Source organism: Litchfieldia stipae (assembly GCF_014837155.1).
Taxonomy (GTDB): domain Bacteria; phylum Bacillota; class Bacilli; order Bacillales; family Bacillaceae_L; genus Litchfieldia.
Genome location: NZ_JACYHA010000061.1, coordinates 1 through 719, shown reverse-complemented (window position 1 = coordinate 719; position 719 = coordinate 1). Strand labels below are relative to the sequence as shown.

Here is a 719-nt window from a genome sequence, read left to right as displayed (position 1 = left end):
TCTACCACTGAACTACTTCCGCATATGGTGCGGGTGAAGGGACTCGAACCCCCACGTCAAAGACACTAGATCCTAAGTCTAGCGCGTCTGCCAATTCCGCCACACCCGCATACTATATAAGTTAGATTACTAACTTTAAAAAATGGTGAGCCATGAAGGACTCGAACCTTCGACCCTCTGATTAAAAGTCAGATGCTCTACCGACTGAGCTAATGGCTCAAAATTATAATAAATTTTGAAGAAATACTCGGTTTTGTTAATATGCTATAGAAAGAGCATCTATTAGACGTCCCACTCTCAGAAAGCTTTTTCAAGTAGCATCTCGAGTGGTACTCTGGAGAGTCTCTATGAAGCTTATTCATTCGTGCTCTACCGACTGAGCTAATGGCTCAAAATTATAATGAATTTCGAATAAATACTCGGTATAAGTGGTGCCGGCGATAGGAGTCGAACCCACGACCTACTGATTACAAGTCAGTTGCTCTACCAACTGAGCTACACCGGCATATATAATTAGTTTAAAATGGTGGAGGATGACGGGATCGAACCGCCGACCCCCTGCTTGTAAGGCAGGTGCTCTCCCAGCTGAGCTAATCCTCCATATAAACTGCCTAGCGACGTCCTACTCTCACAGGGGGAGTCCCCCAACTACCATCGGCGCTGAAGAGCTTAACTTCCGTGTTCGGTATGGGAACGGGTGTGACCTCTTCGCCAAAATC

The 719-nt window shown here is 45.9% G+C and carries 4 tRNA genes and 1 rRNA gene; all 5 read right to left on the bottom strand.

Annotation, left to right across the window (positions count from 1 at the left end):
- Nucleotides 1-25 precede the first annotated feature (25 nt).
- Nucleotides 26-109, bottom strand: a tRNA-Leu gene (locus F7888_RS22295).
- A gap of 34 nt (nucleotides 110-143) precedes the next feature.
- Nucleotides 144-219: transfer RNA gene (locus F7888_RS22290), tRNA-Lys, on the bottom strand.
- 210 nt (nucleotides 220-429) lie between these two features.
- Nucleotides 430-505, bottom strand: a tRNA-Thr gene (locus F7888_RS22285).
- 19 nt (nucleotides 506-524) lie between these two features.
- Nucleotides 525-600, bottom strand: a tRNA-Val gene (locus tag F7888_RS22280).
- Nucleotides 601-609: 9 nt separating this feature from the next.
- Nucleotides 610-719 (bottom strand): 5S ribosomal RNA (rrf, locus tag F7888_RS22275); the annotation flags it as partial.